Annotated in this window: 17 protein-coding genes; 9 read left to right on the top strand and 8 right to left on the bottom strand. The window is 63.7% G+C overall.

Annotated elements, in window-relative coordinates:
• Positions 1 to 15 precede the first annotated feature (15 nt).
• The 4 genes from AC3CBN_RS00375 to murD all read left to right on the top strand — a co-directional run bounded on the left by AC3CBN_RS00375 (position 16) and on the right by murD (position 5,776).
• Positions 16 to 2,583, top strand: a complete 2,568-nt coding sequence (locus AC3CBN_RS00375; protein ID WP_488636782.1) for a bifunctional aspartate kinase/diaminopimelate decarboxylase — start codon at positions 16 to 18, stop codon at positions 2,581 to 2,583.
• An 83-nt stretch (positions 2,584 to 2,666) separates the two neighbouring features.
• Positions 2,667 to 3,062, top strand: coding sequence for an endonuclease domain-containing protein (locus tag AC3CBN_RS00370; protein ID WP_488634854.1), 396 nt, complete (start codon positions 2,667 to 2,669; stop codon positions 3,060 to 3,062).
• A gap of 3 nt (positions 3,063 to 3,065) precedes the next feature.
• On the top strand, positions 3,066 to 4,409 hold the full coding sequence (gene murL, locus AC3CBN_RS00365; protein ID WP_488634853.1) for a UDP-N-acetyl-alpha-D-muramoyl-L-alanyl-L-glutamate epimerase: 1,344 nt from the start codon (positions 3,066 to 3,068) through the stop codon (positions 4,407 to 4,409).
• Positions 4,410 to 4,447: 38 nt separating this feature from the next.
• Positions 4,448 to 5,776, top strand: coding sequence for a UDP-N-acetylmuramoyl-L-alanine--D-glutamate ligase (gene murD, locus AC3CBN_RS00360; RefSeq protein WP_488634852.1), 1,329 nt, complete (start codon positions 4,448 to 4,450; stop codon positions 5,774 to 5,776).
• Positions 5,777 to 5,798: 22 nt separating this feature from the next.
• Here the strand turns inward: murD and AC3CBN_RS00355 are convergent, their stop codons facing one another.
• Complete coding sequence (locus AC3CBN_RS00355) at positions 5,799 to 6,518, bottom strand: ThuA domain-containing protein (RefSeq protein ID WP_488634851.1); 720 nt, start codon at positions 6,516 to 6,518, stop codon at positions 5,799 to 5,801.
• A gap of 151 nt (positions 6,519 to 6,669) precedes the next feature.
• Between AC3CBN_RS00355 and AC3CBN_RS00350 the strand changes: the two genes are divergently transcribed.
• Positions 6,670 to 7,137 (top strand): GNAT family N-acetyltransferase, encoded by a 468-nt coding sequence (locus AC3CBN_RS00350; protein WP_488634850.1) that lies wholly within the window; start codon positions 6,670 to 6,672, stop codon positions 7,135 to 7,137.
• A 70-nt stretch (positions 7,138 to 7,207) separates the two neighbouring features.
• Positions 7,208 to 7,585 carry a DUF6632 domain-containing protein gene (locus tag AC3CBN_RS00345; protein ID WP_488634849.1) on the top strand — a complete coding sequence of 126 codons (378 nt, stop codon included), beginning with the start codon at positions 7,208 to 7,210 and terminating at the stop codon, positions 7,583 to 7,585.
• A gap of 142 nt (positions 7,586 to 7,727) precedes the next feature.
• Here AC3CBN_RS00345 and AC3CBN_RS00340 read toward each other — a convergent pair whose 3' ends face one another.
• Positions 7,728 to 9,806, bottom strand: coding sequence for a M13 family metallopeptidase (locus AC3CBN_RS00340; protein WP_488634848.1), 2,079 nt, complete (start codon positions 9,804 to 9,806; stop codon positions 7,728 to 7,730).
• Positions 9,807 to 9,956: 150 nt separating this feature from the next.
• On the opposite strand from AC3CBN_RS00340, the gene AC3CBN_RS00335 reads away from it, so the two are divergent.
• Complete coding sequence (locus AC3CBN_RS00335; protein WP_488634847.1) at positions 9,957 to 10,316, top strand: YfeK family protein; 360 nt, start codon at positions 9,957 to 9,959, stop codon at positions 10,314 to 10,316.
• 29 nt (positions 10,317 to 10,345) lie between these two features.
• Here the strand turns inward: AC3CBN_RS00335 and AC3CBN_RS00330 are convergent, their stop codons facing one another.
• The 4 genes from AC3CBN_RS00330 to AC3CBN_RS00315 all read right to left on the bottom strand — a co-directional run bounded on the left by AC3CBN_RS00330 (position 10,346) and on the right by AC3CBN_RS00315 (position 19,400).
• A complete protein-coding gene (locus tag AC3CBN_RS00330) occupies positions 10,346 to 14,140 on the bottom strand; it encodes a translocation/assembly module TamB domain-containing protein (protein ID WP_488634846.1) in 3,795 nt (1,264 codons plus the stop codon).
• Between the two features lie 10 nt (positions 14,141 to 14,150).
• Positions 14,151 to 15,911: an autotransporter assembly complex protein TamA gene (locus tag AC3CBN_RS00325; RefSeq protein WP_488634845.1), complete on the bottom strand. Its 1,761-nt coding sequence runs from the start codon at positions 15,909 to 15,911 to the stop codon at positions 14,151 to 14,153.
• Positions 15,912 to 16,018: 107 nt separating this feature from the next.
• Entirely contained in the window at positions 16,019 to 18,616 is a 2,598-nt protein-coding gene (locus tag AC3CBN_RS00320; RefSeq protein ID WP_488634844.1) for a glycosyltransferase, read from the bottom strand.
• Between the two features lie 130 nt (positions 18,617 to 18,746).
• Positions 18,747 to 19,400, bottom strand: a complete 654-nt coding sequence (locus AC3CBN_RS00315; protein ID WP_488634843.1) for a helix-turn-helix transcriptional regulator — start codon at positions 19,398 to 19,400, stop codon at positions 18,747 to 18,749.
• Between the two features lie 131 nt (positions 19,401 to 19,531).
• Here AC3CBN_RS00315 and AC3CBN_RS00310 point away from each other — a divergent pair, with 131 nt between their 5' ends.
• Positions 19,532 to 20,584 (top strand): class I SAM-dependent methyltransferase, encoded by a 1,053-nt coding sequence (locus AC3CBN_RS00310; RefSeq protein WP_488634842.1) that lies wholly within the window; start codon positions 19,532 to 19,534, stop codon positions 20,582 to 20,584.
• Positions 20,585 to 20,834: 250 nt separating this feature from the next.
• Here AC3CBN_RS00310 and AC3CBN_RS00305 read toward each other — a convergent pair whose 3' ends face one another.
• Positions 20,835 to 21,302 (bottom strand): Dps family protein, encoded by a 468-nt coding sequence (locus tag AC3CBN_RS00305; RefSeq protein ID WP_488634841.1) that lies wholly within the window; start codon positions 21,300 to 21,302, stop codon positions 20,835 to 20,837.
• 121 nt (positions 21,303 to 21,423) lie between these two features.
• On the opposite strand from AC3CBN_RS00305, the gene hrpA reads away from it, so the two are divergent.
• Positions 21,424 to 25,578, top strand: coding sequence for an ATP-dependent RNA helicase HrpA (gene hrpA / locus AC3CBN_RS00300; RefSeq protein WP_488634840.1), 4,155 nt, complete (start codon positions 21,424 to 21,426; stop codon positions 25,576 to 25,578).
• A gap of 14 nt (positions 25,579 to 25,592) precedes the next feature.
• Here hrpA and AC3CBN_RS00295 read toward each other — a convergent pair whose 3' ends face one another.
• A complete protein-coding gene (locus AC3CBN_RS00295) occupies positions 25,593 to 26,069 on the bottom strand; it encodes a hypothetical protein (protein WP_488634839.1) in 477 nt (158 codons plus the stop codon).
• Positions 26,070 to 26,089: the final 20 nt, after the last annotated feature.

Below are 26,089 nucleotides of genomic sequence, written 5' to 3'. Positions count from 1 at the left end.
GCATCCTGGATCGTGATGAAGTTTGGCGGCACCAGTGTCGCCACCCTGCCGCGCTGGCAGAACATTCTGGAGCTGGTAGCCAGCCGCCGCGCCGAAGGCGCCCGCGTGCTTGTTGTCGTTTCGGCACTCTCCGGCATCACTGACGCACTCAAACAAATGTGCGCACAGGAAGACAAGGGCAAACGCATCGAGGCTGCCAAGGCGATCGCACAGCGTCACTACGACCTGCTCGATCACATGCAGCTGGCGGTTCCGGACACCCTCGGCGCACGACTGACCGAACTCGCACAGCTGGCCAACGATGGCCCGTCGCAGCTCGGCGAGCTGGCCTGGGCCGCGTTGGTGCAGGCGCACGGCGAGCTGATGTCCAGCGCGCTGGGTTCGGCGTTCCTTACGCACAGTGGCCTGCCGACCCAGTGGGTGGACGCGCGTGACTGTCTTTCCGCCATCGCATTGCCCAACCAGAACGAGCGCACCAAGCTGCTTTCGGCGATGGTCGAGGCCAAGCCCGATCCTGCGGTGAATGCACGCCTTGCCAAACTCGGCGACGTGTTCATCACGCAGGGCTTCATCGCTCGCGAGTCGCAGGGTCGTACGGTGCTGCTCGGTCGCGGTGGTTCGGATACCTCCGCTTCCTACTTCGGCGCGTTGCTGAAGGCGCAGCGTGTGGAAATCTGGACCGACGTGGCCGGCATGTTCACCGCCAACCCGCGTCAGGTGCCGAGCGCGCGTCTGCTGCAGCGCCTCGATTACGAGGAAGCCCAGGAAATTGCCTCCACCGGCGCCAAGGTGCTGCATCCGCGCTGCCTGTCGCCGCTGCGCGAGCCGCGCGTGCCACTCTTGATCAAGGACACCAACCGGCCAGAGCTGGAAGGCACCTTGATCGGCCCCGAGGTTCGCGAGCACGCGCCGAGCGTCAAGGCGATCAGCGCGCGCAAGGGCATCACGCTGGTGTCGATGGAATCGGTGGGAATGTGGCAGCAGGTTGGCTTTCTTGCCGACGTGTTTGCGCAGTTCAAGCAGCACGGCCTGTCGGTGGACATGATCGGCTCGGCCGAAACCAACGTCACGGTGTCGCTGGATCCCACCGAGAATCTGCTCGATTCCGATGCACTTGCCGCGCTGGCAAGCGATCTGGCCAAGGTGTGTCGCGTGAAAGTGATTGCGCCTTGTGCAGCGATCACGCTGGTCGGTCGCGGCATGCGTTCGATGTTGCATACGCTGTCGGGTGTGCTTGCCGAGTTCGGCCAGCTGCGCGTGCACATGATTTCGCAGTCGTCCAACAACCTCAATCTCACCTTCGTGGTCGATGAGAACGTGGTGGACGAACTGTTGCCGCATCTGCACGAGCTGCTGATCACCGCAGGTGCGCTGCGCACGGATGACAGCGCGCTGTTCGGCCCGAGCTGGCAGGCGTTGTACGGCAGCGGCGAAGTGCTGCCGCCCGCCGCGTCGTGGTGGCGAGAGGAGCGTCGAGAGCAGCTGCTCAAGATCGGTGCCCAAGCCACGCCACGTTACGTCTATCACCTGCCCACGGTGCGCCAGCAGGCACGTGACCTGAAGACGCTGGCTGCGGTCGATCGCCTGCACTACGCGGTGAAGGCCAACACGCATCCGGCCATTCTGAGGGCGCTGGCCGAGGAAGGTTTCGGCTTCGAGTGCGTCTCGCCGGGCGAGCTGAAGGCGGTGATGGCTGTGGTGCCCGAATCGGCGCCGCTACTGTTCACGCCCAACTTCGCCCCGCGCGAAGACTACGAGTGGGCCCTGACCACGCGTGCCACGCTCTCGCTCGACTCGCTGTATCAGCTGGAAAGCTGGGGCGAGCTGTTCCGCGGCCGCGAGGTGGTGCTGCGCATCGACCTGGGTCGTGGCCTGGGTCATCACGAGAAGGTGCGCACCGGCGGCAGCGGCAGCAAGTTCGGTTTGCCTGTGGAGCAGGTGGATGCGTTCCTGCGCCTGGCCGATACTCATGGCGTCATCGTGCGCGGCCTGCATGCCCATCTGGGTTCGGGCATTCTCGATGACGGTCACTGGGGCGAGGTCTATGGCCAGCTGGCCAGCCTGGCCGAGCGCATCGGCAGCGTCACATTCCTGGATATCGGTGGCGGCCTTGGCGTGCCATCGCATCCGGGCGAGGCGCGGCTGGATATCGCCGGCCTCGATCGCGTGCTGCGCGAAGTGAAGGCCGCCTATCCGCACTACAAGCTGTGGATGGAACCGGGCCGTTACCTGGTGGCAGATGCGGGCGTGCTGATCACCAAGGTCACGCAGACCAAGGGCAAGGGCAATGGCATGGTGCGCTACCTCGGTGTGGACACCGGCATGAACAGCCTGATCCGACCGGCGCTGTACGAGGCCTGGCACGAGATCGTCAACCTTAGCCGCCTGGACGAGCCGGCCACGGCACTGTTCCAGGTGGTGGGCCCGATTTGCGAGAGCGGTGACGTGCTCGGCACGGATCGTCGCCTGCCTGAGCCGCAGGAAGGCGATGTGATGCTGATCGCCCAGGCCGGCGCGTACGGCAAGGTGATGTCCTCGCCGTACAACATGCGTGATGAGGCTGAGGAAATCGTGATCGAGTGACGCAACACTTCTCCCTCTCCCCGTTGGGGAGAGGGTTGGGGTGAGGGGTGGGTGCTCGCGAAAGGGTGGAAAGGAGCTTCAGGATGAAGCGTCTCAATGTAGACAGGGCTCGCAGTTTGCGGGGTGCTCAAACGGATGCCGAGCAGGCACTCTGGTACCGCTTGCGCAACCGGCGCTTGCAAGGCTGGAAGTTTCGTCGCCAGAACGAAATCGGCTGCTACATCGTCGATTTCGTCTGTCCTGACGCGGCGTTAGTTGTGGAGCTCGACGGCGGCCAACATGGCGATCAGCTGATTTATGACGAGCGACGGACCCTGGAGCTGCAAGCGATGGGCTACAGAGTCCTGCGTTTCTGGAACAATGACGTACTGACGAACATCAACGGTGTGTTAGAGGCGATTCTGGAGGCTTTGGCCAGCCCCGTCCCCTCACCCCAACCCTCTCCCCGGAGGGGAGAGGGAGCACACCATGGAGACTGAGGCGTGACGACCAATATCCAACCTCGCCTGACCCAGGTATTCCGCTTCGTGCGCTGCAGTTACGCCGATGGCGTGGCCGAGCTGGTGTATGCCTTCGACCACGGCGAGGAGCTGATTGAGCGGGTGCGCTTCCCAAATGCGCCAGCGATCCCGCATGGGCATCAAGCCGCGTTCGACGAGGCACTGAAGCTGCTGCACCTGATCGCCGGTGTCAGCTACTACAAGGCTGGCGTGCCGCCGCGCATCGACGTGGCTGGCGGTCCGCTGGACGACGCCACCGCCGACCTGCTCGATGCGTTGTACCTGCATGGCCTGGCCGAGTTCGCCTATCGCAACGGGCTGGATCTACGCGGACGCATCGCATTCCCACGCGGCGCCGCTGCGAAGCCCGCTGCCAAGGCGTTAGGCCTGCCGCATCGCACGCTGGTCCCGATTGGCGGTGGCAAGGACTCACTGGTTGCGGTGGAAGCCATCAAATCCATCGGCGGCGAAGCGACCGCTGTATGGGTCGGCAACTCACCACTGATCGCGGCCTGCGCGGAACGCACCGGTTTGCCGACGCTCAATATCCAGCGCGAACTGGCGCCCGGATTGTTTGAGCTCAACCGCCTCGGCGCATGGAACGGCCATATCCCGGTGACGGCAGTGAACTCCGCGATCCTCTCGCTGGCGGCCATCATCTATGGCTTTGATAGCATTGCCTTCGCCAACGAGCGCTCTGCCTCCGCCGCCACGCTGGAGTACGAAGGCCAGCAGGTGAACCACCAATGGAGCAAGGGCTACGTCTTTGAAGCGCTGCTCGGCAACTGGCTGCATGAGCATGTAGCGGCTGATCTCGACTATTGCTCGCTGCTTCGCCCGTATTCGGAGCTGGCAGTGACGCGCGCGTTTTCCAAGCTCACGCCCTACTTTGATGCGTTCTCCAGCTGCAATCGCAACTTCAAGCTGCTCGGTCCCAAACCGGCCGACCGCTGGTGCGGACAATGCCCGAAATGTCATTTCGTGTTCCTGGCTCTCGCGCCGTTCCTGGCCAAGCCGCGATTGCTTTCCATCTTTGGCCGTAACCTGCTCGACGATGAAAACCTGGCGCCCGGCTTCGATGCGTTGCTGGAGTACCAGGATCACAAGCCGTTCGAATGTGTGGGTGAGGGCGCGGAGGCGCGCGCCGCGATGCATGCGCTGAGCCAGCGTTCGGAGTGGCAGGAGGATGCGCTGGTCGCGCGCTTCCGCAGCGAGATCCTGCCGCAGCTCGACGAAAAGGAGCTGGCGCTCGAGCCCTGGCTGCTGCCATCGAGCGAGCAGCGCATCCCGAAGCGTTTGCAGTCAGCGTTGGCGTTCTTCGCGTGACGTCTGGTTCGCCACTACGCATTACGGATCTCGCAAGTATGCGCGTCGCTATATGGGGTTTCGGCCGTGAAGGACGCGCTGCCATCACGGCGATCCGTTCGCGACTGCCGACGTTGCCCCTGACGCTGTTCTGCAGCGAAACGGAAGTGGCGGCGGCGTGTACATTTGATCCGGCATTGGATGTGCGTGGCGTGGAACCCGACGCCACGGCATTGACCGTGTTCGATGTCGTGGTGAAGTCGCCCGGCATCTCTGCCTATAAACCTGCGTTGCTCGCAGCATGCGAGGCGGGCATTCGCATCACTTCCGGTACGGCATTGTGGTTCGCCGAAAGGCCTGACGAGCGTGTCGTTGCGGTTACCGGTACTAAGGGCAAAAGCACGACCACGGCGCTCATTGCGCACCTTGCACGAAGCCTGGGCGTGCGCACCGCGCTCGCCGGCAACATCGGTATGCCGCTGCTGGAACTGCTCGATGCTTCGGCCGACGCGTGGGCCATCGAGCTATCCAGCTTTCAAACCGGCGAGGCTGGCTCCACGGAACTCGGCGTGGTCACCAGCCTGTACGAGGAACATCTCGACTGGCATGGCTCGCGCGAACGCTACGTCGCCGACAAGCTGAAGCTTGCCGAGGCGTCGAGGCAATTGCTGGTGAACGCCACGCAGCCATCGCTGCTGGAGCGCACCGCCAGCCACCCGCATCGCCTCCTGTTCGGTCATGCCGAAGGCTGGCATATGGCAGCTGGTTTCATCCGACGCGGCACGCAGCCAGTGTTCGAGGTCACCAAGCTTCGGGCGCCAGGTGAGCACAACGCGCTCAATGCTTGCGCCGCGCTGGCGGCGTTGGAGGCGATGGGTTTCGATGCCGTGACCGCTGCTGATGCGCTGGCGACTTTTCGTCCGCTTCCGCATCGTTTGCAGCCCTTGGGTGAACATGACGGCCTAAGTTGGATCAACGATTCCATCAGCACCACGCCGCTGGCCACCCTGGCTGCGCTGGGCAGCCTCGGCGATCAGCGGGTGACGGTCATCGTCGGCGGCCATGATCGCGGTCTCGATTGGACGGACTTCGTGGCGGCCATGAAGGTGCACGCGCCGCGCGCCATCGTGGCGCAGGGCGCGAACGGTCCGCGTATCGCACGGGCACTACGCGATGCAGGCGTCATCGTGGAAGAGACGGGCGATCTTGCCGCAGCTGTCGAACGTGCTCGCGCGCTGACGCCGGCGGGCGGCACCATTCTGTTGTCACCGGGCGCGCCCAGCTTCGACCAGTTCCATGACTACGCCGAACGCGGCCGCCGCTTCGCCGAGCTGGCGGGGTTCGATGGCCGGGCCATCACGGGTATCGACGGGATGGGCGTGGGCTAAGCAGCCTCACCGGCGCGAAGCGTCAGCATGTGTCCGAACGTCTGGCGGCATAGCGCAATCCGCGACGCAGCAGCGCCAGGAAGTTCGGGTCGGCGTACACGGCCGCATCATGCCCGAGGCCCGTGTACCAGCCGCGTCCGCCGTCGAAAGCGTGGCACCAGGCTATCGGGTGGTCCGCACCCATGGTGCCGCCCTGATACGCGTGTTCGTCCACAGTGGCGACGATCTGGACTTGTTCGCGCGGGTTGCTGCGATAGTTGTAGAGCTCGTCGCGGATAGGCCAAGGCGTGCTGCTGCTTTCTGGCAGCACGCGAGTGGATTGCAGGCCCGGCGGATGACTGCGGAACCAGGCGCCGACCAGACGTCCATACCACGGCCATTCGTACTCGGTATCGGCCGCTGCATGGATGCCGACGTACCCGCCGCCACGGTGCATGAAGTCTTCCATTGCCTGCTGTTGCGCGGCATCCAGTACGTCGCCGGTGGTGTTGGCGAATACCACCACGCTGTAACGGGCCAGGTTGGCGGCGGAAAAATCAGCGGCGTCCTCGCTGCGATCGGAAGCCATGCCTTCTTCGTGCGCCAGTCGTTGCACTGTCGCCACGGTGGTCAGAATCGACTCGTGCCTGAAGCCAGCCGTCTTGCTGAACACCAGAACGCGTTGCGGCGTAGTGGCGGCAGCGGCATTTCCAAAAAGGATCAGGGCGGCGAAGCACAGCAAGGCGAGGGCATATCGGCGCATGCGCGAATTCTGCCATCTCAGCATCGCGAGTAGAAAGGAAGGACGTATTCTCCGGCCAGGCGAACGAGGTACGGGTTGTTGTCCAAGGCGATGGCCACGGCTTAGCATCACCACCTGCGCCCATGCTTCTGGAAAAAGAAGGGAGTACTTCGTGCCGACAGTTCCCAACATCCGCCTCGACGATTTGCGTGGGCCGGAAATCGCAGCTCTCCTGCGCGAGCACCTGGAAGATATGGCAGTGCATTCGCCGCCCGAGAGCATTCACGCGCTCGATCTGGAAAAGCTGCGCAGGCCCGAGATCACCTTCTGGTCCCTTTGGCAGGGTGGTGAGCTGATGGGCTGCGGGGCCATCAGGGAACTCGACACCACGCACGGCGAAATCAAGTCGATGCGGACATCGAAGCATCATCGGCGACGCGGCGTGGCGGCCTCGATGCTTCAGCACATTCTCGATGAAGCGAAGCGGCGAGGTTACCGTCGGCTGAGCCTGGAAACGGGTTCTCCGGCAGCCTTCGAGCCGGCGCGATTGTTGTATGCGCAGTTCGGCTTCGTGGCCTGCGGTCCCTTTGCCGACTACGTCGATGACCCGTACAGCGTGTTCATGACGCGCGAGCTTTAACGGCCGCCGATTTTTCACTCTTCGATAGGCATACACTGGATGCCTCGCCACTGTCGCCGAGGTGACTGTCATGAGCGATACGCAACGCCTGAAGCTGCTTCAGATCGCCCTTGTCGTACTGGGGGTCGTGTGTTTAGCCATCTACCCGTTGATGCGGGTTTGGCCATCCGGATGGGTCTGGCATGAGGGTTACTCGGACTATCCGATGATGATCGTGGGCATCTATGCCACGCTGGGCGTGTTCCTCATCCGCGCTGCGCGTGATCCGCTAGCCAACCAAAGCCTCATATGGTTCGCCGTGTGGTCGAGCGTGGTGCATGGCGGCATCATGGCGGTGCAAGCGCTCAGCCACGCGGAGCATATGGGACATCTCTGGGGTGATGTGCCCGCACTGTTCATCGCGGCCATCGTGCTGGCGGCGCTGATGCCGAGGCCGGCGAGAATGTAGTCATCGCTGCGTGGGTCGCGCACAGGGTGCGCTCCTGCACAAAGCGAGATCACTGCTGAAGCGCACCGCTGTGCGCGGCCCACGAAACGAAAGAGCCACGCCTCTCGCGAGACGTGGCTCTTCTCTTCGTCAAGCTACCGGCTTACCAGATCTTCACGCGATCCGCCGGTGCGAGATACAGCGTTTCACCCTGCTTGGGCTTGAACGCGTCATACCACGCATCAATGTTGCGTACGGTCTGGGCGCGGAAGCGGCCCGGCGCGTGCTCATTGCCGACCACGCGTGCCCGTAGTGCGGCGTCACGAACCTTCTCGCGCCACGACTGGCCGAAGGCGAGGAAGAAACGCTGGTCGCCGGTGAGGCCGTCGATGACCGGTGCGGGCTTGCCGCCCAGCGACTTGTGATACGCGAGGTAGGAGATGGTCAGGCCCGAGACGTCGGCGATGTTTTCGCCCAGCGTCTGCTCACCGTTCACGTGCAGGCCCGGCAGCGCTTCATACGCACTGAACTGCTCAGCCAGCTTCTTCCCGGCGGCTTTGAAGTGCGCCTGGTCTTCCGGCGTCCACCAGTTGGCCAGGTTGCCTTGAGCATCGAACTCGGCGCCGAGGTTGTCGAAGCTGTGGCTGATCTCATGACCGATCACGGCACCGATCGAGCCATAGTTGGCCGCGGCATCGGCCTTTGGATCGAAGAACGGCGCTTCGAGAATGGCGGCAGGGAAATTCAGCGCGTTCTGCAACGGCAGGTTCACGGCGTTGACGGTCTGCGGCGTCATCCACCATTCGCCGCGATCGACCGGCTGGCTGAGCTTGGCGAGCTGGTGCTCATACTCATACTTTGTGGCGCGCTGCTGGTTGCCCAGCGCGTCATCGGCGCGGATCTCCAGCTTGCCGTAATTACGCCACGTATCCGGATAGCCCACGCTCACGAGGGTGCTGGCGATCTTGGCCTTGGCCTTCTGACGCGTGGCCGAGGTCATCCAGTCGATGTGATCCACGCGATCATCGAAGGCGGCGAGGATGTTGTGCACCATGTCCTCGACCTGCTTCTTGGAAGACGCAGGGAAATACTTCGTCACATAGATCTGGCCCACGGCATCACCCAGCGCGACATTGGTGCTGGCGATGGCGCGCTTCCAGCGGTCACGCTGCTGAGGCGTGCCCTGCAGAGTCTGGCCGTAGAAGCCGAAGCTCAGGTCCGCATAGGCCTTGGGCAGCAGGCTGGCGCTTTCATTGAGGGCGTGGAAGGTGAGGTAGTCCTTCCAGGTCTGCATCGGTTCGCTGGCGGTGAGGGCGGAAAGTCCCTTGATGCCAGGTACCTGCCATACGTCCACGATCTTCTGCTGGTCGAGACCAGCCGCCTTGAAATAGGTGCTCCAGTCCAGGCCCGGCGCATTCTTGGCAAACGTGGCAAGCGCCCACGGATTATTGGCCTTGTGCACGTCCTGGCTGTCGACGATGTCGACCTGCACCTTGGCGATCTTGGTTTCCAGATCGAGGATGGACTTGGCCTTCGCATCGGCATCCGCCACACCAGCCTGCTTGAGCAGGGCTGCGATGTAGGTCTGGTACTTGCCGCGCGTGTCGACCATCGCCTTGTCGTCGGACAGGTAATAGTCGCGCGTGGGCATACCCAGGCCGCCTTGCAGCAGATAGGGGATGTTGTGCGTGGCGTTGTCCAGACCGTGCGAGACGAACAGGCCGAACAGGTGCTCGGTCTGGAAGTTGGTGGCGTTGACCGGATCCACGTCGGCGCGCAGGCCTTCACCCAGCACACGGGCGAGGTCGGCCTTGCTGGCAATGGCATCGATCTGCTTTAGCTCGGGCTGCAGCGGCGCAAGGCCGCGCTTCTCGATGGCGGCCTCGTCCATGAAGGCGGCGTAGTAGTCGGCGATCTTGCGTTCGTTGCTGCCGGCTGCCGGGTTGCCCTTGCCGGTGTCGTGGATCAGCTCGGCGTTGCGCTTCTCGGCCTTCTGAAACACCTGCAGGAAGATGCCCGTGCTGGAACGGTCAGCCGGAATCTCGGCCGTCTTCTTCCAGTTGCCATTGGCATAGTTGTCGAAGTCATTACCCGGCTGCATGCTGTGGTCGATGCCGGCGAGGTCGATACCGCTGGCGCTGCGCGCGGGCGTCTGGGTTGCTGCGGGCTCGGCCGGCGTGGCGGCCAGCGCGCAGGTGCTGGTCAGCGCCGCTGCCGTGAGAATCCAACGAAAATGCTGCATGGGTGGCGCTCCTGCCGAGGGAAAGGCCAACGATAGCCCATTGCCCGCCAGGGAATGGATATGACCCATGGGCTAGGATGGCCGCAGCGCACTTTCATGTGACAGGTCGAAAATCCGGAGAGGCTCGTGCATTGCGCCAGGCGCCTGGGAATGGTTGCGATGATCGCTGTCGGCATTTGCCAGCCGGCCGCCGATGTCCTTGCGGCACTCGATGCCACGGGGCAGCGCGAGGTGCAGGCGTTGCTGGCGTTTGTCGGCAGCAGCCATTGCACGTTCATCCGAAATGGCAGCTCATACAGCGCCGCCGAGGCGCAAGCGCACCTGCAGGACAAGCTGGATTATCTGGAGCGCCGGAATCGGGTGAATTCCGCCGAGGAGTTCATTGAGCGGGCGGCCAGCCAAAGCAGCCTCAGTGGCAAGCCTTACAAGGTGAACTGCGACGGCAGGGAACAGCTATCTGCAGATTGGCTTACCGAGGAACTGCAGCGTCTGCGCCAGGGCCAGCCCTGAGGTTTGTCGGCGAGACGAACTCTGGCCTGCTATTTCTCGATTCGGTAGTTGACGCTGGCGCGGCTGAAATCGGTGGCGTTCTGCGCTTCGAAATTCCAGCGTGCGTTGAAGTGATAGCGCACAGTGATGACCTGGCCAGGGTCGAACAGCCCCACGCCGTAGCTCACATACAGGCGTGGCGAAAGATATTTGCCGACGGTGAAGGCTGAGCTGCCGTTGAGCGCGTCGCTGCTGCTCACGCCGATGTCGTCCACGCCGAGCTGCGAGCCAATGCTCTTGGCCAGCAGGTTGCCAGTGGCCGAGCCCAGCGCCTGTGCCGCGGCGCCGACCATGTTGCCTTCGCCGCCCTTGACCTGTGACAACGGCTTGCCGGTGACCAGGTAGGCGAGTGCGTCGGACTGTTCCATCACCGGCTGCGAGAACACGGTGAGCACGGGGCGTTGCGCCGTGCCGGCAATATTGAGGCCTACCTTCTGCCCATCATCGATGGTGGCGTTGGGATTGAGTTTCCGCACGGCGCGAATGCTCAGGCCGGGGTTGTCGATCGGTGTGGTGGCAAAAAGCAGCTGGCCGCGTTCGATCTGCAGGGTTTGTCCGTAGGCTTTATAGGTGCCATCCACTTCGATCTGGCCCTGCCCGGTGGTGGTACGGCCCGGGCGCTCGCTCACCACCAGCTGGCCGTGCAAACGGCCGTCCAGGCCCATGCCGACGAGATGGGTTTTCTTGCCAAGGTTGACGGTGACGGTCGTCTTGATCGGCAAGCGGCTGGCCTGTTCTTCCTGTTGCTTGTCGTCTACTACCACCACATCCGGTGAGGCCTTGGTGGCGCCCGTGCCGGGCAGCTTGTCGATATTGACGTCGGCGCTGTCCAGCGTCACGCTGCCGGTGATGTCCAGGCCGGTGGTGTCATGGCGCACGGCGAGATCCGGCGAGATGGCTACCTTCGCTGCGGGAATGTCGACTGCCTTGAAGTTGCTGCCTTTTACCGACAGCACGCTTTGTGCGTCGGCACCCAGAGCGACGGTGCCCTGCAACGCAACGCTTCCGTCGCCCGAGTGCAGCGTGCCATCGACGCGGAAATGCTGTGCGTCGGTGGTATGGACGGTAAGGTGTCCCTGGCTCAGTTTCAGGCCCATCGCGGGAATCTCCGCTGCAAAATCGCTGATGCCCGCCTGGCCTTTGATGGCCGGTTGCGACAGCGTGCCGCCGAAGTTGAAGTCGCCGCTGATTGCTCCCTTGGGATTGACCACCTCGGTGGTGAATATCTCCAGCAGGGCCAGATTGCTTGCGTGGATGGAAACCTGGCCAGTCAACGCCTGCTGCGCACCGCTGATGGTGACCTGGCCGTCCAGACGTCCGTGGTTGGTAAGTCCCGCATGCAGGTCGATGCGCTGGCTCGAAGGGCTTAGCTGGGCATTCAGCGCGAGGTTGTCGTAGGTGAGAATCGGCTGGTCGGTGCGGTCGGCGTAGGCAATGGAGCCGCGCGACGACGTGATGGATGCCGTGCCGTTGAGCGCGCCCGCTACATTGCGCCGGATGTTGCCGCTGCCTTCCAGCGAGCCCTCCACGCGCATCGGCACCTTGGCGGTGCTGACGGCGCTCATCAACAGTGCGATGGGCAGGCTGTGCAGGCGATAGCTGGCATCCAGATTGCCGGCCTTGTCCTGTTTGGCGGTGGCGCACAGCAGTGGCTCGCCAGCAGTGAGGCACAGCTCGGACAGGCTCATCGCGCCATCGTTGTACGACATCGATGTGGGCTGCTGCAGACGCCAACGGGGCAGGCCGGCGAGATCGATATGGAGCGCAGACAGCGTGCCATTCCAGGCCGAACCCTTGAAGTTGCCGCTCAGTGCGAGGCTCGTGGACAGCGGCGAGCCGTGCGCATCCAGCGTGAGGCTGTGTCGCTCCGCCGCGCCATCGCCGCGCACGCTCACCTGCGTGAAGGCCAGGCCCGCTGCATTCACGCCGACTGCCTGCAGGTCGAGCTTCCCGCCTGGATGGCTGATGTCGGGTACGTTGGCAAGCAGGTGCAGGCTGTCGACACGCTGCCCTGCGTAGCTCAGTGCGCTTCCCTGCAGGTTGGCGTCCACTGCGAGCTGCGGACGCTTGCCCAGCACGCGGACGGTGCCCTGCAGACGACCGGCCGAGTCCGGCAGCCAGTCGGCCAGCGTGGCCACGGCAAGCTTGACGGTGATGTTGTTGCTGTTGCCGGGCTTGGCGTCGATCTGCACGTCGCTGCTGCCGGATATGAGGTGCAGCTTGCCGTCCACGACACCTTCTGGCGGCAGGTGCAATTTGCCATCGCCGTGCACGGTGCGCTCGCGCAGACGTCCTTCGAACTTGCGGATATCCAGCGTGACGTCGGGGCGATCCTGTGGCAGCGAGCCTTGCGACGCGATGTCGAAATCGAGCGAGCCATTCCATTTCGCCAGCAGGTGGCCGGGGTCGAACTTGCGGGCGGTGGCCTCCATGTCCCAGCCAAGCTCAGGCTGCAGCGTGAGCGTTCCCTTCGCCTGCAGGTTGCCCTGTGGCTGCTTGACGGTGAGCGCGTTCACCGTGATCAGCTTCTGTGTGCCATCGAGGTCCAGCGTCACGTCGGCGAGCTTGCCGGGAATGCCAATGGCTACGTCACCACGAGCGCGGAATTGATCGATGCTGCCGTTGGCCTTGACGCTGCCATGGCTCAGCAGCAATTGCCCAACCAAATCCTCAGGCAGCTCGACGTCTTTCCAGTCGACCGTCAGGTCTGCCGATAGCGGCTGCGCACTGAGCTGCACCACACCATGCGCGCTGACATTTCCCTTGAACTGCGCTGAGCCGAGGCCCAGTTGTTCCACCGTCAGTGTCTTGAGGTCTTCGCTGAAGCGCGCGCTTAGCGGGCGAAGCTGCAGCTGGTAGTCGTTGAGGCCAAGTTGGCCGTTGAGCGCGCCGCTGCGGCGATCGCCCTTGCCGTCAAGCGCCACAGCCAGGCCGGTGAGCGAGCTGTCGCCCAGCAGGGGCTTGGGATCGAAACGTGGTGCATCGAGGCGCGCCGTCCAGGCATAGTCGCCGCCCTGTGCGAACTGCAGTTGCAAGCGTGCCGCCATCGGCTGGGTGAGTTGCAGGTCGAGCCGCGCTTGCTTGCCATCGCCGTGAGCTTCGAGCTGGCCGGCGTACTCGGTACCACCGAGCGTCCAGGCGAATGCTGCCTTGCTGTCGCCGCGATAGTTGCCAGCCACCACCAGCGAACCGTTGAGATCGGCGTGACCCTCCGGTGCGCGCAGGACGAGCTGGCGCAGAGCGATCCCGCGACTCGTCCAACTGCCCGCCACGTCGAGCGTGTTGGAAACGAACAGCGCTTGGCCATCCTGGGAAATTCGTGCGGAGCCTATGTGCGCGCGATCGAGCAGGATGTCGAACGGTGGCTGCCAGGAGAAGTTGCTTTCGGGCTGCTCCGGTTCGCTCTTGGGCAGCGCTACTTCCACGCCATCGACATTCAGATCCAGCACGTGCAGGCGTTTGCGAAGCAATGATGATGCGCGCAGATCCACATGCGCTTTCGCCACCTTCACATCGAGGCCCTTGCCGTCCGCGTAGCGCAAGCCGGTGAGATCCAAGGGCCCCAGCAGTCGACCTTGCGCTGATTGAACGGTGAGCGCGCCGTCGGTGAAACCTTCGGCGCGATCCAGTGCAAAACGCAGTCCTGATCCCGTACCGAGCAACCAGCTCACGGCGAGCATCAGCAACAGCAGCAACGCCAAGAGCGACAGCACGATCCAGCGCAACCAGCGACGACGCGGCTTGGGCGCAGCGGCAGGTGCGGAGGCGGGCGTGGCGGAAGTCATCGCGGCGTACTCACAGATCCGGGCCGATCACGACGTGAAGTTCCACGCCATGCTCATCCGGGTTATGCACCGGCGTGCCCAGGTCCACCCGGATCATACCCACCGGCGACAGCCATCGCACGCCCAGGCCCGCGCCGATCTTCGGGCGATAGTCGGTGTTGTCGAAGGCATTGCCGGCATCGACGAAGGCGGCCATGCCCCAGTTCTTGTTGAAGTAATGCTCCACCTCGGTGCTGCCCACCAGCAGGTTCTTGCCGCCGATCACGCGGCCATAGGAATTCTTGGGGCCAATGCTCTGATAGCTGTAGCCGCGCACTGAACGGTCGCCACCGGCGAAGAAGCGCAGCTGCGGCGGCAGGTCGCTGAAATCATTGGTCCAGGTGGCGCCAGCCGAGGCACGCAGAATCAGGCGGTTTCGCCCGGCGAACGACGTGATCCATTTGCCGTCGGCGGTGATCTGACTGAAGCTGGCGTCAGACAGCAAACCACCCACGGTAGTGCGCGCGGCGAGCGTCAGCGACCAGCCGTTGCGCACGAAGATCGGGTTGTCACCGGATTTGCGAGACAACGATATCTCCGGATAGAACAGGTCGCTGCGGCCGTGCTCCACGCCCGGCGCATTGTCCGGCTCGCCGTTTTTCTGGCCTACGGTGAACGTGCCATCCAAAGCATGCATGCCGATGGTTCGCACCCAGCCGTGCCACTGACGCGTTTCGTTGGCGACGATTTCCAGCGTCTTCGAATGCGAAGTGTCGGTGTCCGAGTCGCGATAGGTGGCGCCGTAATTGAAGCTTCGCTGGTTGGGGCCGGGCATGGGCACGGAGTACAGCGTGGAGAGTGTCTTGAGGTTTTGCGCCACCACAAGCTCGTTCTTCCATTTGTGGCCGTTGCGGTTCACCCATCGCCGCTCGCTGGCGACACGCACGCCAAAACCGGTATCGGTGCCGTAGAACGGGCCGCCGGTGTAGATGGTGCGCTTGGCCGGCACCAGTTCCACTTTCACGTCGACCACGCCGTTCTTTTTGTCGTCCACATCGGGCAGCACGTTGACGACCGAAAAGTAGTCGGCGCCATTCAAGGCCTGCTGCAGTTGCAGGAGCTTGTCCTGGGCGAAGTAGTCACCGGACTTGAACGGTACGTAGCGCTGCAGGAAACCCGGCTTGAATTGCGAGCCGTCGAAGTGCACGTCGCCAAAGCGGTAGCGAGGGCCTGCCTGCCAGGCCAGATGGATGGCCGCGCTGCGCTCGGCGCGATTGACGTCCACGCGATGAGTGACCAGGCGTGCGTCGAGAAAACCATTGGCGGTGAGCGCGCCGCTCAACGCATCGCGCGCTGCATCGTACGCGCCATGATTGAGCATTTCCCCCTTGAGCTTCTCGATGGCGCGCTGCGTGCGGCGAATGGCGGGAATGGCTGCCGCCTCGGCATCGAGCTGAACGTCCACCGCCGTCACGGTGACCGGCTGACCCGGCGTGACGTGCAGAGTGACGCGCCAGTCGGTGCCCACGGGGTCGAGTTGCCCCTGCACGGTGGCTTCGTAGTAGCCGTAAGGTTCCAGTGCGCTCTTCGCCTGATCCAGCGCCTGGTTGTAGAGACGGCGCACCTGCGCCTCGGTCACGTCGCGATTGGCGTACTGCGATATATCGACACCTGACGTGACGGCCACTTTGAGCGGATCGTCCACGCCATCCACCACTACCTGTACGCCCGCATGCGCGAGCAGCGGGAACAACAGCAGCGACAACAGCATCAGGCGTCGAACTCGGCGCATGCGATCCTGATTCCATCCTGGAAGTGGCGGCGCGCACGTGCGGGCAACACGTGCGGCCCAAGCTTAGCCTATCGACTCACGCACACTGGTGAACGGCGCGTCAGTGATCAGCCAGCCTTGTCGCCTGCCTTGTGCGCAATCCATGCGCCCGCTACTGCCGAGACGTACGGGATCGACTGTGCAGACAGGATGAACATCCACAGCGTGCCTTCCACGTACTGCGTGCCGAAGCGCATGCCCATGCCGATCACGCAGAGGAGCATGGCGAAGGCCATCAGCAGTTCCTCGCGCACCGGGGCGAATGCGGCGAAGTTGCTGCCGCCTAGGCGACGGCTCTTGGCGGTCACCACGAATGAGGTCTTCTCGCGCGTGAGGCCATGCAGGATGCCGCGTGCAATGGCATGCGACAGACCCATGCTGGCCAGCGAGGCCATCAGCGTGTCGTACCAGCTGCAGGGGACGCGGGCGCGGTACAGCACGATGCCGAAGATCGCCTTGGCAAAGAAGAAGCCAATCACCGGAATCAGGAACAGCTGCATCGGCAGCGCAAACAGCTGCGGGAAGGCCACCATGCCTGCCGTCCAGAAGATCGCCATCATGGTGAAGATCAGGTGCAGCGCATCGGCGAACCAGCTGAACCAGCCAGTGAGGAAGTGGAAGCGCTGGCCACCGGAGAGCGGGCCCTTCTTGGTCATCCAGTCCCAGCGACCCTTGAGGATCTGCATGGCGCCAAACGCCCAGCGATAGCGCTGGCTCTTGTAGGCCTTGAAGTCGGCCGGGGTGAGACCCTTGCCCATCAGTTCATCGACGTAGACCAGCTCGTAGCCGGCGTGCATCAAGCGCAGACCCAGCTCGGCATCTTCGCAGATGGTCCATTCCGACCAGCCGCCCGTACCTTCCAGCGCTGAGCGACGCACCATGGTCATGGTGCCGTGCTGGATGATGGCATTGCGCTCGTTGCGGTGGTGCATGCCGATGCGGAAGAAGCCGTCGTATTCCCACGCGGTCATGCGGCGGAAGCGGTTGTGCTCGAACTCGCGGTGCGCCTGCGGGCATTGCACCACGGCCACCTTCGGATCGTGGAAGTAACCTGTCAGCGAAGCCAGCCAGTCCTTGCGCACTTCGTAGTCAGCGTCGATCACCGCCACTACGTCGGCACGCGGATCTGTTTCCTTCAGGCCGAAGTTCAGCGCACCGGCCTTGAAGCCAGGCCAGGGTTCCAGATGGAAGAAGCGGAACTTGCTGCCCAGCTTTTCGCAGTAGTCCTGCACCGGCTTCCAGATCGCCGGGTCCTTGGTGTTGTTGTCGATCACCAGGATTTCGTAGTTCTCGTATTCCAGCGCGGCCAATGAATCGAGCGTGATGATGACCATCTCCGGCGGCTCGTTGTAGCAGGCCAGGTGGATCGACACGAACGGTTGCTTCTCCACCGGGTCGGGCGGCAACAGGCCCGCATGGCGGATCCATTCGCGGCGCCACAACACCTCGGTGAACTCGAAGCCGTTGATCAGCAGGATGGCCAGGATCGCGATCTGTGCCGGGAACAGCAGCACCAGCATCGTCCAGTCGATCCAGCTCAGGTAGAAGTTGAACGGCAGCGTGGCTGACCACGTAATCAACCCGCACGCGAGCTGGATCAGCGCGCAGAAGAAGAGGCGGCCCATCAGCTTGAAGCGGCTGTAGCTGCGCGCGAACCAGATCATCGGCAGCAGCGCGAGCAAGCTCGCGGCCAGCGCCTTCCATGGCCACGCCGTGTCCTCGGTCACCGGGCCGGTGAACGGGAACTTCGGCTGACGATCGGCGTTGAACATGCCCCAGTAGGCTTCCGTGCGGCCGGAGAGCTTCTCCTTCCAGGGCTGGTCGAACGCCTCCATCACGTAGTAGTCGATGTTCTCGCGCTTGGCCATGTTGAACCACTCGCGCAAGAAGATCGCCTCGTTCGACACGGAAGGGTCGGCGTACTTGTAGCGATCGCCATTCGATGGCCAGCCGATTTCGCCGATCACGATCGGCTTGTTCGGGAACATCTGCTTCAGCGTCTTGTAGCTGCCCATCGCGTCCTGGATGGCCGACTTGCGATCGATGCCGTTCCAGTACGGGAACAGATGCACGGTGATGAAATCCACATGTTCGGCCAGCTCTGGATACTTGGCCCAGATGTGCCACGGCTCGGCGATCGACACCGGCTGGTGCAACGCTGCGCGAACGCGATCGGCGTAAGCCATCAGCTGTTCGGGTGGGATGTCGTTGCGGAACAGCACCTCGTTGCCGACGATCACGCGGTTGATCGAATTCGGATAGCGACGCGCCTGCGCGATCAGCGTTTCGATTTCGCTCTCGTTGTTGTCGAGGCGCCGGTCGATCCACGCGCCAGCCATCACCTGCAGGCCATCCTTCTCGGCGAGGCGATACACCTGCGGGTTCTGCAGCGTGGAGTAGGTGCGGATGCGCGAGGTGTAGCGGCTGAGCAGCTTGAGATCGCCGTCGATCTCCTCGTCGGAGGGGAAGTCGTTCTTCAGCGGGTTCTGGTAGCGCTGGAAAGCAGACAGCGCGAAGCCGCCGATGGGACCTTTCCAGTCCTCCGGACCGTGCGGGAGATTGCTCCACCACCACAGGCCGATGTTCATGGCGGCCACGATCAGGGCGAGCAGGATGGCTGCGAGCAGCGGGTGCCGGCTGTCGTGGGTGGTTGGTGTGGCGCTCAAAACGATCCCCGTGGCTGCCTCACACGAGGCCGAAAAGCCTCAAGAGCTTAACCATGGAGCGCATTTGTCTCAATCAAGACGGGGCAAGATGGTCAGCGCAAGGTCAGGCCGGGTGCGTCGGCGCAACTCTCTAACGGCACGGTCCCGCCATCCTGCACAGTTCTGCCACCAGCGTGGCCTGACTGTGCTTCACCGTCTTTTCGAAGACGTGCTTGAGGTGATTGCGCGCGGTGCCTTCGCCCATGGCGAGCATGCGGGCGCAGTCGCGCAGTTCGTGGCCGTCGGCGAGCATGCCGGCCAGGGCTGCTTCGCGTGGTGTCAGCCCGAAGGCCACCGCGATGGCCTCGCGGGGTACGGGCCGCAAATGTTCAGGCGCCGTGATGAAGACCGCCACCTGGGGCGGAGAACCGGGCATCGGTGACAGCCTCAGCAATAACGGCGCGGCGTGTCGCGAGCGTCGGGGCAGCCCAAGGTAGCGCGTGGAAGGAGATTGGCCTTCGTCAGACATGGCCGATGTCGCCATCAGCGCCATGGCGTGTCGCAGGCGGCGGGTGTCGGCGTGAGTGGTGGCGGTCAGCCCGGTGGGTCCGTCGGCCAGGCCGTCCTGTCTGGCCAGGAGGTCGCGCGCGGCGCGATTGGCGTAACTCGGTCGGGCCTGGGCATCGGCGAGGATCACCCCGACCAGCAGTTGGTCCAGCAGCTGGCGCAACACCGCTGCACGCGCACCGGCACGCTGCACGGCAGGCGCGCGAGACTCCCCTGCTATGGGTGGGCGCCGAGGCATGGCGGACTCCCGCCATCGGCCTAGTGCTTTCGCGCTGTCCGGTTTGGGACAGGCGTTGCGATCACCGATGGCGTATGCATTGGGGTTCATCCTACTCCACCGCTTTCTGAGCGGTGTCGCGGAGTTATGTCATGGCGATCGACGAACAACGGCTTCAGGCATTTCTGGGCAAGGCGGTTGGCGACCTGGGGGCGGCGGTGAGCGCCACCCTGATCCAGATCGGCGACGAACTGGGTTTCTACAAGGCGCTCGCAAAAGAGCGGCTCACGCCGGCCGAATTGGCTGGCCGCACCGGCACCTATGAGCGTTATGTCCGCGAGTGGCTGGGCAATCAGGCGGCTGGCGGCTATGTCGAGTACGACGAGGCCAGCGGCAAGTACGGCCTCAGCGAGGAGCAGGCGCTGTGCATGGCCGACCCCAAGGGCCCGGTGGACCTGCCCGGCGCTTACTCCATCGTCGAGGCCATGTACCACGCGAAGGAACGCACGCTGGCGCATTTCCGCAATGGTGAGGGCATGGAGTGGGGCGAGCATCATCCTTGCTTGTTCCACGGCACCGAGCGTTTCTTCCGCGCGGGCTACAACGCCAACCTGATCGGCGCCTGGTTACCGGCCCTTGATGGTGTGGTGGACAAACTGCGCCGTGGCGGCCGCGCGGCGGACGTGGGCTGCGGGCATGGCGCCAGCACGATCCTGATGGCGCAGTCGTTCCCGCAATCGGAGTTCGTGGGCTACGACTATCACGCGCCATCGATCGATGTGGCACGCGATCGCGCGAAGGCGGCGGGCGTGAAGAACGCGTCCTTCGAGGTGGCAGATGCCACTGGCTACGCAGGCAAGGACTTCGACCTGATTGCGTTCTTCGATTGCCTGCACGACATGGGCGACCCCGTCGGTGCCGCGAGGCACGCGCGCCAGGCGCTAAAAGGCGACGGCAACTGCATGATCGTGGAGCCCTTCGCCGGAGATCGCGTGCAGGACAACCTCAATCCAGTCGGCCGGGTCTATTTCGGTGCGTCGGCGCAGATCTGCGTGCCGGTGTCACTGGCGCGGCACGGGCCGGCACTGGGTGCGCAGGCGGGCGAAGCGAGGCTGCGCGAGGTGGTGGTGGACGGCGGTGGCTTCCATCAGTTCCGACGGGCGACGGAGACGCCGTTCAACCTGGTGCTGGAGGCGAGGCCGTAAGCACTTCTTCCTCTCTGCTCTGGAGGAGAGGGCCGAGTTAAGGGGCGGGAGCTGGCCGCGCCCTCTCAACCACGTCATTCCAGCGAAAGCTGGAATCCAGTGCCTTGGGCGGAGACGTACGGGCAGGGCCGAAAGTCGCTGGATTCCGGCTTTCGCCGGAATGACGGTGAGGGGGAGATGGGTTTTCGCCAGCACCCACTCCTCACCCCAACCCTCTCCCCAGAGGTGAGAGGGCGTCAGGGTGCGGTGCTTACTTCAGCAGCGATCGCAGCATCCACGCCGTCTTCTCGTGCTCCTTCAGGCGCCCCGTCACGATATCGGCGGTACCTTCATCGCCCGCAGCGTCGGCAGCCTTGATCACACCGCGTGCCGTATGCGCGGCGATCTCATGGCCTTCCACCAGCTGGCTCACCATGTCCTTCCAATCCGGCACGCCAGCCTCTTCCTTGATCGAGGTGAGCTTGCCGAACTGGCTATAGGAGCCGGGGGCGAACACGTCCAGCGTGCGGATGCGCTCTGCCACTTCGTCTGCAGCGAGCCACAGCGCGTTGTACTGCGTCTCGAACATGGTGTGCAGGCTGTTGAACTGCGGCCCGGTGATGTTCCAGTGGAAGCTGTGCGTCTTGAGGTAGAGCGAATAAGTGTCGGCGAGCAACTTGGAAAGTTGTTGACCGATCTGCTCCCGGTCCTTCTTGGCGATGCCGATGGAAATGGCCATGGATTGCTCCTTATCGAGGGTGTTGGGATGAAACCTGGGTCGAGCTTATCGGGGCGGGCCACGGTCGTGAAATGAATCCTTCTGATGTGGACGATAGTCAGCGGCTATCATGTGCGGTCCGATGACCCAACCATCCATTCCACCCGCTGTTTCCGACCCGCGATTGCGCGCGCTGCGCAAGGCGCTCGACGACGTGTCCAGCCGCGACTACGGCCGGCTACAGGGTCGCCTGCGCGAGCTGACGCGACGAATCGACGAGAAAAAGCTGAAGGCGCTCACCGCCGATATCGAGGCCTCCGCGGCAAAGCGCCACGCTCGTGTCCAGGCCAAGCCGGCGATCCGGCTGGACGAGTCACTGCCCCTCACCGCGCGTGCCGACGAGATCGTCGAGTTGATCCGCAAGCACCAAGTGGTGGTGATCGCAGGTGAAACCGGATCGGGAAAAACCACCCAGCTGCCCAAGCTGTGCCTGGCCGCCGGGCGCGGCGAAGCGGGCATGATTGGCTGCACCCAGCCGCGCCGGCTGGCCGCACGCTCGGTCGCCCGCCGTGTCGCGGAAGAGCTGAGCACCCAGCTTGGCGACCTGGTCGGCTTCCAGGTGCGCTTCAACGACCAGGTGTCCGAACGCAGCCTGATCAAGTTCATGACCGACGGCATCCTGCTCGCCGAGACTCAGGGTGATCCCTGGCTGAGCGCCTACGACACCATCATCATCGACGAGGCGCACGAGCGTAGCCTCAACATCGACTTCCTGCTGGGTTATCTCAAGCAGTTGGCAGTCAAGCGGCCCACGCTGAAGATCATCGTCACGTCGGCCACCATCGATACGGAACGTTTCGCTGAGCACTTCGGCAATGCGCCGATCGTGTCGGTGGAAGGTCGCACCTATCCGGTGGACGTGCGCTGGCGCTCGGTGGATGACGTGGCCGCTCGCGCCGGCCATGGAAGGCCAAGTGTCGCGAGTGCAGGAGGCACAGGAGCGACCCGTGGTCAGCGAGCTGGCGACCTGCAGCAGGGCAGCGCCGAGCATGTGGCCGCCGTGCTGGACGAGATTACCCATGAGGATCCGCTCGGCGATGTGCTGATTTTCCTGCCCGGCGAGCGCGAGATCCGTGATGCGCACCTGATGTTGTCGCGACGTCAGTATCGCGAGACGGAAGTGCTGCCGCTGTATGCGCGCCTGTCCGCCGGCGATCAGGATCGCGTGTTCAAGCCGGGGCCGAAGCGCCGCCTGGTGTTGGCCACGAATGTCGCCGAGACCTCGCTCACGGTGCCGCGCATCCGCTATGTGATTGATTCGGGCCAGGCGCGCGTGAAGCGCTACAGCCAACGCAGCCAGCTTGAGCGCCTGCATGTGGAGCCGATCTCGCGCGCCGCCGCCGATCAGCGCAAGGGACGCTGCGGCCGCGTGGGCCCCGGGGTCTGCTATCGCCTCTATGACGAAGCGGATTACGAAAGCCGCGCCGCGTTTACCGATCCTGAGCTGCTGCGCTCGTCGCTGGCCAACGTGATCCTGCGCATGCTGTCGCTGCAGTTGGGCGAGGTGGACCAGTTCCCGTTCCTGGAAGCTCCCGATCCGCGCGTGGTGGCCGATGGCTATCGTCGCCTTGCCGAAATCTCGGCCATTGACGACGAGCGCCGCCTCACTGCCATTGGCCGCACTGTGGCCAGGTTGCCCATCGATGTGCAGTTGGCACGCATGCTGGTGGAAGCCGAGAAGCTGCATAGCCTGCGCGACCTGCTGGCGATCGTCTCCTTCCTGAGTGTCCAGGATCCGCGCGAACGCCCCGCCGACGCGCGGCAACAAGCGGATGCCGCGCACGCAGCGTTTGCCGATCCGAAGTCCGATTTCGTCGGCGTGCTCAATCTGTGGCGTGACTACGGCAAGGCGCATGAGGATCTCACGCAGTCGAAGCTGCGCGATTGGTGCTCACGGCATTTCCTCAGCTTCATGCGCATGCGCGAGTGGCGTGAATTGCATCGGCAGTTGTTGCTGGTGGTGCAGGAGCTTGGGTGGAACCTCACTTCTCCTCCTCCCCTTCGGGGAGAAGGCCGGGAGGAGGGGCCAACCTCGCGAGGCGCTGCAAAGTCGAAAATTGTTGCTGTTGAAAAGACGCAAGGTAGGCAGGCTTCCCGCGAGCACCCGCCCCTCACCCCAACCCACTCCCCGGAGGGGAGGGGGAGCAAGGACGACGAGGCGGCCCGACATTACGAAGCTGTCCACCGCAGCCTGCTGACTGGCCTGCCCACGCAGATGGGCCACAAGGACGAGAAGGGCGTCTTCCGCAGCACGCGCGAGCGCCGTTTCCAGGTATTCCCCGGTTCAGCGCTCTCGAAAGTTCCGCCCAACTGGATATTCGCAGCACAGATCCTGGATGTCGGTGGCCGCGTGTGGGGCATGATGTGTGCCCGCGTCGAGCCGCTGTGGATCGAACAGCAGGCCGCGCATCTGCTGCGCTCGTCGTGCCGCGACGCGCATTGGTCGCGCAAGCGTGGCCATGTCGTGGCCTACGAGCAGGTGAGCCTGTTCGGACTGACTCTGGTCGAGCGGCGCCCGGTGACGTTCCAGCAACAGGATCCGGCGCTGGCGCATGAGATCTTTCTGCGTGAAGCATTGGTTCGTTGCGATATCGATGCGCGTGCCGATTTCATCCGCGCTAACGAGCGTGTGCTGGAAGACGCCCATGGCATCGAAGCCAAGCAGCGTCGCGAAGGATTGTTGCGCCACGAGGACGAACTGGTCGGCTTCTTCGAAGGCAAACTGCCGCAGGACATCGCCGATAGCCGCGCGCTCGATGCGTGGTATCGCAAGGCACCTCCGGCCGAACAGGCCGCGTTGCGCTGGTCGCTGGACGATGTGATGAGCGGCGGCGCGGGGCTCGATCCGAAAGCCTTCCCGGCGACGCTCGACATCCGGCCGCCGGGCATGGATGCCCAAGTGACGCGGGCGCAGGATGCGCAGGAGCGGCCTCAAAAGTATCGCCTCGAATACCGCTTCGTGCCCGGCGACGATGCCGACGGTGTCACCCTGCATCTTCCGCTGGCGATGTTGAACGCACTGCCCGCTGCACGATGCCAGTGGCTGGTGCCAGGACTGTTGGCGGAAAAAGTGGCCGAGCTGATCCGTGGCCTGCCCAAGTCGCTGCGACGCAACTTCGTGCCTGCGCCAGATTTCGCGCGTGCATTCGTCGAGGCGGAAATGCCCCGCGACGAACCGTTGACCAAGACGCTGGCGACGTTCCTCAAGCGCGCCACCGGCGCGGAGGTATCCGCTGCCGAGTTCGATGTGGTGGATCTACCCGCGCATTTCCGCATGCGTTATCGCCTGCACGACGAGAACGGCAAGACGTTGGCGGCCGGTCGCGACCTCAGCGACATCCGGGTGCAATGGGAAGGGCAGGCGCGCGAGGCGTTCTCGCGCAAGACCGATATCGAGCTGACGCGCGAAGACGTCGCCAGCTGGGATTTCGAAGAGATTCCTACGCAGGTGCGCTCTACCGGCGGCCTGCTGGCTTTTCCCGCGCTGGTCGATCTGGGCGACGCCGTGGCGCTGCGCGTATTCGAGCGCGGCGATGAGGCACGCGAAGCGCATGCGCACGGTGTCGTGCGCTTGCTGCGCAACGCGCTTGCCAGCGACATGAAACAGGCGCGTCGTCGACTGCCTGTCGGCAATCCTTTGGCATTGAAATATGCGCCGCTGGGCGGTGTGGACGGTCTGCGCGAGGATCTGGTGGAAGGCGGCTTCAGCGATCTGCTGCAACGCCACGCGCTGGACGTGCGCACGGCAGGCGCATTCGAGGCGCTGCACACGCATATGTCGCGCGAGCTATTCGCTGCGTCGGTGGAGCGATTGAAGCTGGCCGAACCGATCATCGAAGCGCAGGCCGATCTCAAGCCTTGGTTGGAGCCGCCGCTGATGGGCTTTGCGCGCGCAAGCTACGACGATTTGCGCGAACAATGGCAGGCGCTACTTACGTCGGGATTCCTGCGCGAATTGCCGGCTTCACGGCTCGCGCACTATCCACGCTATCTCAAGGCCATGCGCTTGCGCGCGGAACGTTTGCGTCAGGACCCAACCAAGGACCAGCAACGCATGCTGCAGGTGTTGCCGTTCTGGCGCGACTACCTCAAGCACCGCGCCGCCGGCACTGGCGGGCTGGACGAACTGCGTTGGCTGATCGAGGAATGGCGCGTGTCGCTGTTCGCGCAAGAGTTGAAGACGGCTGAACCCGTCTCCGCCAAACGCCTTACTCGCGCCCTCGAAAACCTGAAGTAGACCGGCAAAAGCGCCTATTTGGTGCGTACCACGCTGGTGGTGTCGTTGCAGCCATCCACCATCATCATCCAGTTGCCGAACAGCGAGCGCTTGATTTCCACCTTGGGGTTGGTGCTGGTCATGCAGGCGATCCGGGTGCTATCGGCCTGCTTCCACACCTGGCCGTTGTCCAGTGTGAATTCGCTGTGGCCGCTAAAGCCGGTGAACGTCCCCTGGAGCCTGGTCTGCACCGGGCCTGCCTTTTCGGTGCTGGGATAGAACACCGGCTTGCCGCTGGTGTCGACCATCTTGGTAACGACCTTGCCGTGCCCGCTCAGCCAGTTGTCAAGGTTCTTCAGCTCATCGGGTGACAGCTTGTCCAGGCCCGTAGCCTTGAATTCTTCCGGCGACATGCGCTGCTGCAGCGGCACGTATTGATCGGCAGCCTGGGCGAGGGCAGGGACGGCGAGGGTGGCACTCAACAGCAACGGCAGCAGGCGAACCAGGCGCATGGGGCTATCCTCTCGAACAG

This window comes from Dyella sp. OK584 (assembly GCF_057787755.1).
Note: the sequence above shows the minus strand (reverse complement) of the source record. Positions and strands in the feature narration are given on the sequence as shown.